This is a genomic window from Actinotignum sp. usb-actsch-rep-73 (genome assembly GCF_059082735.1).
In genome coordinates this window covers 1-9,273 of the sequence record NZ_JBHNPV010000082.1, presented here as the reverse complement: position 1 = coordinate 9,273, position 9,273 = coordinate 1, and the positions used below count along the sequence as shown (strand labels likewise).

General features: G+C 58.7%; 9 protein-coding genes. 4 read left to right on the top strand and 5 right to left on the bottom strand.

Annotation, left to right across the window (positions count from 1 at the left end):
* Positions 1-9: 9 nt before the first annotated feature.
* The 4 genes from AC5RE1_RS07610 to AC5RE1_RS07595 form a co-directional block, all read right to left on the bottom strand.
* Positions 10-255 (bottom strand): DUF4244 domain-containing protein, encoded by a 246-nt coding sequence (locus AC5RE1_RS07610; protein WP_493938535.1) that lies wholly within the window; start codon positions 253-255, stop codon positions 10-12.
* A gap of 163 nt (positions 256-418) precedes the next feature.
* The gene (locus AC5RE1_RS07605; protein WP_493938534.1) at positions 419-1,663 is read right to left on the bottom strand and encodes a type II secretion system F family protein; all 1,245 of its coding nucleotides are present in this window, start codon (positions 1,661-1,663) and stop codon (positions 419-421) included.
* Positions 1,660-2,925: a TadA family conjugal transfer-associated ATPase gene (locus tag AC5RE1_RS07600; RefSeq protein ID WP_493938533.1), complete on the bottom strand. Its 1,266-nt coding sequence runs from the start codon at positions 2,923-2,925 to the stop codon at positions 1,660-1,662. Before AC5RE1_RS07600 ends, AC5RE1_RS07605 begins: the two co-directional genes overlap by 4 nt.
* 29 nt (positions 2,926-2,954) lie before the next feature.
* Entirely contained in the window at positions 2,955-3,992 is a 1,038-nt protein-coding gene (locus AC5RE1_RS07595) for a CpaE-like family protein (RefSeq protein ID WP_493938532.1), read from the bottom strand.
* A 230-nt stretch (positions 3,993-4,222) separates the two neighbouring features.
* Between AC5RE1_RS07595 and AC5RE1_RS07590 the strand changes: the two genes are divergently transcribed.
* Positions 4,223-5,023 (top strand): HAD family hydrolase, encoded by an 801-nt coding sequence (locus AC5RE1_RS07590; protein WP_103632940.1) that lies wholly within the window; start codon positions 4,223-4,225, stop codon positions 5,021-5,023.
* Between the two features lie 95 nt (positions 5,024-5,118).
* Here the strand turns inward: AC5RE1_RS07590 and AC5RE1_RS07585 are convergent, their stop codons facing one another.
* Positions 5,119-5,982, bottom strand: a complete 864-nt coding sequence (locus tag AC5RE1_RS07585; RefSeq protein WP_493938531.1) for a hypothetical protein — start codon at positions 5,980-5,982, stop codon at positions 5,119-5,121.
* Between the two features lie 66 nt (positions 5,983-6,048).
* Here AC5RE1_RS07585 and AC5RE1_RS07580 point away from each other — a divergent pair, with 66 nt between their 5' ends.
* The 3 genes from AC5RE1_RS07580 to AC5RE1_RS07570 all read left to right on the top strand — a co-directional run bounded on the left by AC5RE1_RS07580 (position 6,049) and on the right by AC5RE1_RS07570 (position 9,231).
* Positions 6,049-7,005, top strand: coding sequence for a hypothetical protein (locus tag AC5RE1_RS07580; RefSeq protein ID WP_006680448.1), 957 nt, complete (start codon positions 6,049-6,051; stop codon positions 7,003-7,005).
* 55 nt (positions 7,006-7,060) lie between these two features.
* Positions 7,061-8,203 (top strand): hypothetical protein, encoded by a 1,143-nt coding sequence (locus AC5RE1_RS07575; protein ID WP_493938530.1) that lies wholly within the window; start codon positions 7,061-7,063, stop codon positions 8,201-8,203.
* Positions 8,204-8,547: 344 nt separating this feature from the next.
* Positions 8,548-9,231: a Crp/Fnr family transcriptional regulator gene (locus AC5RE1_RS07570; RefSeq protein WP_040318335.1), complete on the top strand. Its 684-nt coding sequence runs from the start codon at positions 8,548-8,550 to the stop codon at positions 9,229-9,231.
* Positions 9,232-9,273: the final 42 nt, after the last annotated feature.

Sequence of the window (9,273 nt, the reverse complement as noted above, 5' to 3'; positions counted from 1 at the left end):
CGTCAGTACTCACAATGACAGTGCCTGAGTGATGATGTTTTGAAGCAGTCCTTTCACGACTCCGGACTTCAAAACGACAATCAGGAGTCCAGCCAATCCAGCAGTGGCAACCGCACCGATTGCATACTCGACTGTCGTCGAGCCTTCTTCTGAGTCCTGGTTGCCCTTCGGCATGACTTTCGTGACGAGCGCCGACGTGGCGTCATGCACCGCCAGTTGCCCCTCGATCGTCTTTGTCGTGAGCGTGTCTAACATGATGTTCTCCTTTTGTCCGATGACCCCGAGTGTTCTCCGGGAGTTCAATGGTCAAATGTCTGCTCGAACTTTGCGAACGGACGAAAACGATTGTGTGGATAAGTTCTGGCCCAGAGATTGGCCTGTGAATAACTCAGGGTGACGGAGGCGAAAACATGCTTCTTTACCCAAGTCCGATAATCCCGTCGCCCATCAGATGAACAACGATCGGCCCTAACCCGAGCGCCAAGAAGGCTGGTAACAGCAGGGACCCAAGGGGGATAACAAGCGTCACGCCGAGCGCTTCAGCGCGAGTCCTCGCTTCTGCAAGACGACGAGCACGTATCTGGCGAGCAGTGCGAGACAGCAAGTCGTCTGGAGCGATCCCATCGACCCACGCCGAGTGAAGAGCAAGCGCAAGCTGGTCTGCGGCTCTCTCTTCCCAAGCTCGTTCCCATGACACTCCGAGCCGTAGCTCGCGCCCGATTCGGGCAAGCTGATCATCACGGGTCGCCTCACCTAACGATTCGATCACGCTGGGGATTGCTGCACCTGATTCAAGGACAGCTCGCGCAAGATCGCAGGCAAGAGCAGGATCAATTGTTTCTTCTTTACCGCGAGCCCTTCCCATCAGGTAGTGGCTCAGAAAGTAGGCGCCGACCATGCACGTGAGCCCTACAATTGCCAGAACAGTTCCGATTCCGCCCGAAACAAACTGTTTCAAGGGCTCAGCGCCCAACGCTTGCGCTGCTATCACTCCCATGAGTGGCATTGCCAGCAGGATTCGCGTTGACATGCGGGAGCCTTCTGATGCGATCCGGCGAGCTTCTTCCACGGCCTCTGCATCTTCTAAACCATCGGCAACCGCATCGAGGATATGTGCCAGTGGAGCGCCTGTTGCTCCGCTTAAACGGCAGGCTGAATCCAGCGCCTTTGAGGCATGAATAACCCCTCTACCCTGAACGGAACGTATCCACCTTTCAAGACTCGCTTCCTTCAGAGAACGGGGAATACGGTGCCCGATGCTTTTCAAGCCGATGATGTCTGTCAAGACCAGGGGCGTCCCTACTTCGTCAATCCCAGCGAACACCACATCGGGAATGAACCGTTTCCACGAAGTCTCCCAAGCAGCACCGGTCGGCGCACCTCCACGCAATCTGCCGGCCACATCCGCGACGAGAAGGGCAAGGTGCGCGCCATCTAGCTGTGTGAGCGGCGAACGCCACGGAGCGGTTCGGTGGCGTCGAGCCAAACGACCCGGCACAGAAGAGACGCTGGAGCGTCCAGCATTGTCGAGATCGTGCGATGACTTCTTGATTCCGACTGTTTTACCCCACGCTTTCACCAGGTTCTTTTCATGTCTGACCTGCGCATACTCAAGAAGAATCCAGGTAGTGATTGCGACGCAGCAGGCAACAAGGCTGATCATGGCGCACCGCCGTCCAGCCCGCACAGGCGCTGTATGTCAGTCCAAGCGCTACCGAAATGGGCTGTCCCGTCTTGGCTCACCTCAAGCGCAAGCTCACACTCAAGCTCACCGCCCTGACGTTTCAATATGCCGATTTGCCCGACCCATCGCCCGGGTAGCTGAGCCTGTTCCTCGTAAGACGCATCAGTGTGCGGCTCTGCTTCGTCAGACGACTGAGAAACCTGGGGTTTTATGGCACTGCGACGCATATGAATAACCGCATCAAACGCTGCGACCGATTGGTTAATGACCGCGGAATCACTGAGTCCCGCAAGGCCTCCCAGCGCATGTAATCGGGCGGGAACATCCTCGGCAGAGTTTGCGTGCAGGGTGGCCCATCCGCCGTCGTGCCCAGTGTTGAACGCGAGCATGACGTCGCGAACTTCCGGACCACGACATTCACCAAGAATCAGACGGTCGGGCCTCATTCGCATGGCTGCTCGCACGAGCTCCGACAGACTGATCCCACCCTTGCCCTGCACATTCGGGTGCCGTTCGACAAGGGATACAGCGTGAGCGTGATCCGGGTGGAGTTCCGGAATTTCTTCGATGCACACGATTCGCTCGTCGTGAGGGACAAGCGACAGCAGGGCTGAAAGAAGCGTCGTTTTTCCGCTGCCGGTTGCCCCGGAAATCAGAACGTTGGCACGACGAGCACACAATGCGCGAAGCACCTGAGCCACAACGGGAGCAACCGACCCGCACTCCTCCATTTCACTCAGTCCCATCCCGCGAGCGCGCGGGGTTCTCAGCGAGATGAGTGTCCCGGATGCGCTGGGGGCGGGAAGGACAGCGTGGAGTCGGATTCCTCCTTCGAGTGTTCCGTCAACGATGGGACTGGCATCGTCAAGGCGTTTCCCGCAGGCGGCCGCCATGTGTACAGCGAGGGCGCGCGTTTGGGCGTCCGTTGAATGTGAAAACTCGCGTTCTTCCAACCCAAAACCGCGGTCGATCCACGCGTGAGTGGAGTTAATGAGCACGTCGGTGACTCCGTTGATTGCCAGTAGGCGGGCGACTTCCGGCCCGGTTCCCTGCGCGAGAGTTCGGATTCTTTCTTGAAGGTGTCGCATTTCGTCGACGCCCGCGCCGGGGCGAGCGCTTTCTGCGACGGCTTTTTCGAGGTCACCGTGTGTTGCCAGGTGCCGCAGTGTTCGCTCTTCAATTTCTTGACGGCTCAGTCGCCATCCGTCTTCGGGTGGATTCTGAGCTTTCTGACGAGGCATGCTTTTGGGTGCGTGGGGCGTGAAGAACATCAGAGCACACCCTCACCGATTCCAAGCTCGCAGAACAGGCGACGACAGTGCGCCTGTAGTGCTCGTTTGAGCGTCAAGACCGGGGCGTTAGTCAGCGCGCGGATATTCCCACTATTCCCCGTCGTAGTCAGCAATACGCAGGGCAGGCAAGACTGAAGTGGCCACAACGTCAACGAGCACGCGCACTGGGTGGCGCCCTGGCGGTCTGCTCGTCCGATCAATACGAGTGCGCTCGCATGTGCACCCACGCAGGCGGCCGACCTCTCGTCCCACCGTCCACAGTCAACTACGCACCCGTGTCCGGCTTCGTTCAGACTTGAAATGACCGCGCCTAAGCGAGAGTCCAGTGGCGTAGCGACCCCAAGCCCATCCCCCGTTAACACGCTGACGCCTTGAACGATGGGCAGGGTGCGCGCAAGTTCGGGTGAATACGCTACTTCCCCGTACGCCAGATCCGCCCATCGCACGCCACGGCTCTCCGGTAGGTCTGCGCACGATGGGGCTGGTGCGTGTCCGCTTGCGTCAATGAGTACGAGGCCGCGCTCATGCGCGAGTTGGTGCGCAATCGAGCTGGTCCCGACTCCTCCGTTCCACCCAGCAACGCAGATACATGGGCGGGATGGATGCGTTGAAGACAATGCTGTAGCTTCCGTTTCTTCGCGCGGTTGTCCAGCGTGTTCACGAAGGATGGCGCGAAGAAGGTCCTCGTCTTCAGGAAGGCGGAATTGGCCGTGAGCTCCTACTTCGATGCGGGTGCTTCCCAGTCTGCCAATCGCGTACGGTCCGGCAATAACAAGAAGAGGCGAAGAGTAAGGTGTCCGGCCTCGTTCGTCTGCGTCCTCGAGCCACGAGTGCGCATCACCCACCTGGATGTCCACGTGCTCGCGCGCAATCATGCGACGCACGAAGCGCTCATCGTTGCGGGTAAGACCGTCGAGAATCAGACGCGCAGTGCAGGGCGCATACTCTGGCTTCACCGTCCCGAATCTGCCCAGCCCACGCCGAGCACCCCGGATGAAAGTATTGCGTTTACCCATCGAGTTTCCTCCAACACACCCGCCGAGCCCCACTGAAAGACCCGACTCGTTGGACGCACTCTTGCACTGCGAACAGGCAGATTCCACGTGAGCGTAGTGAAATTGTGGAAGACTAATCTGATACCAATCGACCTGTGGATAAGTGGGGTCACAAGCCCCACAATTTCACCAAATACGTCAGTGCCGACTCTAATCCGTCCCGCTGACCCTCGAATGGCAAGGAGCATGTGATGATTCAACCCCCGCTTCAGCGAAATTCAGCTGCCTTCTTTGATCTTGATAAGACGATCCTTGCCACGTCGTCCTCGATTGCTCTTCAGAGCTCCTTCGTTGACGCCGGCCTCCTGTCGCGCCGAGCTGCCGCCATGTCCGTCCTCGTCCAGCTTCCCTACCTGCTCAAAGGCGCAGATGAAAAGCGGATGGACAAGATGGCTGAAGCGATCGGTGACCTGGCCAAAGGCATGAATGCTTCCCTCCTTGAAGCGACCGTTGAATCCTCCATCGACCACGCGATTGACCCGGTGTGTTTCACGCAGGCACTCGAAGAAATCCAGTTCCATCATGACCAGATGCGACCCGTTGTTGTTGCGTCCGCATCTGTCATTGAAATCGTTCGCCCGATTGGCAAGATGCTGGGTGCTGATGCCTGTCTCGGCTCGATCGCTGAAGTGAATGACGACGGTGAGTACACGGGCACCGTGCTCCACTACAACCAGGCGGCGAACAAGGCGGCGGCCTGCAAAGAGCTTGCCGCCAAACGCGGGTGGAATATGGATGAATGCTGGGCGTACTCCGATTCTGTTTCCGATATTCCTCTGCTGTCTGCCGTCGGCCACCCGATCGCCGTCAACCCCGACAAGGGCTTGCGTGAGGCAGCCGTGAAGAACGGGTGGGAGATCATGCGTTTCACTTCGACCGCAGCTGTTCACCGAACGATTCCCACGCCGTCGCGTCGCACGCTCGCCATGATCGGCGCGGGTGTGGCGATTGGCGCGGCAGCCGTAGGGTATGTGACAGCAAAGCGCGCCTAACTACTAGGGCAACGTGTCACCTGCGGGTTTCTGGGCTAAGTCGCCTTTTGAATCGCCTACTGTCGGACCTGCTTGTACTTGACGAGCCTTGCGATCTAGCTGAGCCTGCCAGCTTGGACGTGGAAAGCAATGTCAGCGCCGATCTTCGCGCCGTATTCGAATGCGCGTATCGAATGGACAAGCCACCTGGCAACGCTTTCCTCGCTGGCAGCCACCCAACCGCCGAGCGCGCGCGAGGCTTCCGCTTGGTTCTCAGCATCGAAGGCTGAAATCACTGCGACACCCGTGGGTTCAACTCCTTGGGTGACCAGAAGCCATCGCGCAAGCCCATACCCGACCGCGCCAGATGCTGGATCAAAGACGGTGCGAAACCGGAAGTGCGCAACCAGGCAGGCTGCTTTCACAAGCGCCGGTAATTGCCCGTTGATCAGCGTCATCGCATATGCGAGCGCACCGCCGTCGTGCGGAATTGCTACGTGTCCAACATCGAGTCTTCCCGATTCGACGAGGCCGGAACAGGCATCTCGGTGGAGTCCCGCGATCAGGGCCGGAAGTGGCCGAGGGGTTTTTCGGGTGGGAACTCGAGCGTTTAAAGGGTCAAAACCTGCCCTGAGGTTCGCTTGGGACCTCCAAATCCCCAGTGCCAGGTCCATCGCTGGATCGCGGGTGGCACCCGATCCGGTGCGTTCATCGGTGACAGCAGACCAAGGCGCGTCATTCATTGAGGCGATACGCATGTCGTCAACATGTGTTCTGGCGCCACACAGGATCGCAATCGCTGCTGCCTCACGGACTGACGCCTCGGCGCGAGCTTTTTCCCAACCGCGACGCAATCCCTCGTGAAAGCGCAACGTGGTAAACGCCTTCAAGGCGTCCTCGCAAGCCAAACGTACTTCTTCGCGGGCACTCGCACCGGCGATGACGGCAAGCGTGGGGTCAACAAGGGAATCGATAGTCACTTCTTCAGACTACTAACCGGTGGCCACTGGGCGGGCATATGCCCGGATGTGCGACATACTTGAGGCATGAATCTTCGCCCGATCCCCCGTTCTGAGCACGTGCGCAGTGGCGTATACGCCCTTGTTTTTGCGCCCGTCGCCCTGATCTTCATGGGGTCGTCGATGGCTGATTTACAGGCGCAAGCCGCCGTTGGTCTGCCACTGGCTTCGGTCGAAGGTTTGATCGGTGTCGCGTTGGCGACGATTATCTTGGCATTGGTATCACTGAACTGCGAGGAGTCTCCCGCCGGAATGTACGTGACGTCCGCGCTTTCAATTCCGATTGGGCTGAGCCAAGCAGCCGGTTACCTGCGCGTTCCACTCTTGCAGTCGATGATTTTGGATCTGCCAGATATGCGTTCGTCGGTCCTGTGGAGCCTCTACCCACTGTCGGTCACTCTGATCACCGGATGTGCCGCGGTTGCGCTGACGTATGCGCGCTACCCGGCAGTCAAAATCGATTCTCTGGTTCCCTATCCTGCGATTACAGGGCATCGGCACACGTGGGTGGCCTCGTTGTCGATTCCCGCAACGCTGATTGCGTCGATACTCTTTGTCTTAGCGGCACCGAATGACACCAGCGCGGTGAGCGCGAACGGACTGTCCGCACTGGAGCCGGCGGTGGGAACGCACGCTCTCGAAACGATCATCGCCGCGATTCTCTTGGGTTTAACTGCTCTGGTCGCACGTTTTTCGTTGACCGGCCCGCAGGCTGGCGCGTGGCTGATCATGGCGGTTCCCACGTACATGCTGGTTCCGCTCTGGTCATCAATCACGGGTTCCGTGGTCACTCCGGGGCCCTCGGTGACGACTCAGTTGGCGCTTGCGTCTCCCGTCATTGCGTCCCTGGGATGTCTGTTGGGCGCCTCCACAATGGGTATCTACGTGGCACGACAGCGGGTCAGCGTAGGGGACGAGGCCACCCAGCTTGATACACAGCGTGACCAAAACAATGGTGACGAAACGCGCCTAGCGGATAAATAAGCCGAAAGTCCGGCATTTTTCTCGATAGTGTGTACCCACAAGCAGGAGGAGCACCATGTCTGATCAGGATTTCACAACACCCAAGGACGATGACTTCGTCGCACCCGAAACATCCGAATACTTCAGCGATGAACCGATGATGGCCGAAGGTGAAGCTGCCGATAGCGCAGCACTTCCGCTGACCGGCGAAGAGGTTGACCTTCCAGGTGAAATCTCAAGCGCGGACGACATTATCGGCGAATCGTCTCTTGTTCAGACCGGCCAGATTGAACCCGTGATTCTGACCCCGCACACGACCACCATCCCCGTGATGACGGACGGTATTCCTGCGATCGTCATCGACCCGGTTTCGGATCCGACTCCGACTCCGCGTGACGTGATGGCGAATCGTGTTGACACTCCCGCTACCGACGAAGCTCCCGCAACTCCCGCTTCGGTTGAAGCATCGACCGTTCAGCGTCGTTCCTTTATGACGGCCGCTCCGGTTGAAGAGGTCGAGGAAGAAACTGAAACCACGTGGAAGCCCCGCGAAGAGGCTGTTGAAACGACCGAACCGGAGCAGCCTTTCGTTGCGACGACTCCAACTTCGCTTGATGATTCGATCTTTGAAGGCGCAACCCTCACAGCAGAAATGCCGTCGCGCGCCGGAGCCCACTGGGGTTCCCTGCTCTCGTTCTTCATCCTGGCACCGATCGCCTGGTATCTGGCCGCGGATGCTGGCTCGCGCATGACGAATGCGATGACGGGCGTTCCGACAATTGACACTCCTCTTGTGTCGACGCTGGCACTGGGTGAGCTTCTGGTTGCAATTGTGATCGGCATTGCTCTGCTGATCGCTGCGTGCAAGTCCTCACTTGGCCCCTGCTTCTCCGGTGTGATCACCACGATCATTGGTCTGCCGTGGCTGGTTGTTCCGGCCATGACCGCCGAATACACCAAGCCGGTTTTGACATGGCTGTACAACTGGAACACGGTGGGCGCGAACTTCACGCACCACGTCCAGCTTGCCGGTTATTCCGGTCGATTCCTTCTGATGGGTATTGCCATGATCTTCATTGGCATCCTGTCCCACCGAGTCCGTCGCACCGGTCGCGCCGAAGAGGTCCTGCGTTCCGAGGTCGAAAAGGTGAACCCGACCAGCGCTCACTACACTGCGCGCGCACGTCGCAAGGCAGAAAAGGCCGCTGGCCTGCGCTGAAGATCCTGATCAGGCTCTCCCCGGTGGGTGCAAGCAAAAGCTTGCACCCACCGGCGTTTTTATGCCCAGACCATGCGCAATAAGCGCGGATGAACAGTGATTAAACAAAGACGACAGAGAAATAAAACAGGTCGCCTACTCGTTGTGATCAACGCACAAACGCTCGCAGATTCGGCGGTTATATGTGCGTTTTCGGCGTGTCCACACGGTTTCTTCACCTAGTAGCGGTCAACAGGGCATACTGTGTGGTGTATCAGTCTCGTATGTCCTATGGCACACGAGTGCTCAATAATGGTTTCGACCTCGTTACCCACGAGGCCACGAGCAGAAAGGAGCCCCGCCACATGATTGGTGACGGTAACTTCATCAGCCAAGTCCCGCTGTTCGGCGGCCTCGATGATTCCCAGCAGATTTCCCTGCAACAGAAGATGGGCCACACGACCCTGCGTCGCGGCGAGACTCTCTTTGACGAGGGCGACCTTGGCGATCGCCTCTACATCATCACCGAAGGCAAGGTGAAGCTCGGTCACACGTCAAACGATGGTCGTGAGTCCCTGCTTGCAGTCCTCGGCCCCGGTGAAATCATTGGTGAACTGACCCTGTTCGATCCGGGTCCGCGTTCCACCACCGCAACTGCCGTTTCCCCGGTTTCGCTGCTCCACCTGGACCACGAAGACCTCATGGAAATCCTCGACACGAACCCGACCCTGGCAAAGCACATGCTGAAGGCACTCGCCCAGCGTCTGCGTCGCACCAACGAGTCTCTGTCCGACCTCGTCTTCTCCGACGTCCCCGGTCGCGTGGCAAAGGCTCTGCTGGATCTGGCAGATCGCTTCGGCACTGCATCCGACAAGGGCGTTCACGTTCCTCACGACCTGACCCAGGAAGAGCTTGCTCAGCTGGTTGGCGCTTCGCGCGAAACCGTGAACAAGTCGCTCGCCGACTTCGTCTCCCGTGGCTGGATCCGCCTGGAAGGTCGCGCAGTGACCCTGCTCGACGTTGACCGCCTGGCACGTCGCGCACGCTGATCTCACAAGGTAACCCTCGGGGTTTATCCTTCATTAGACGCA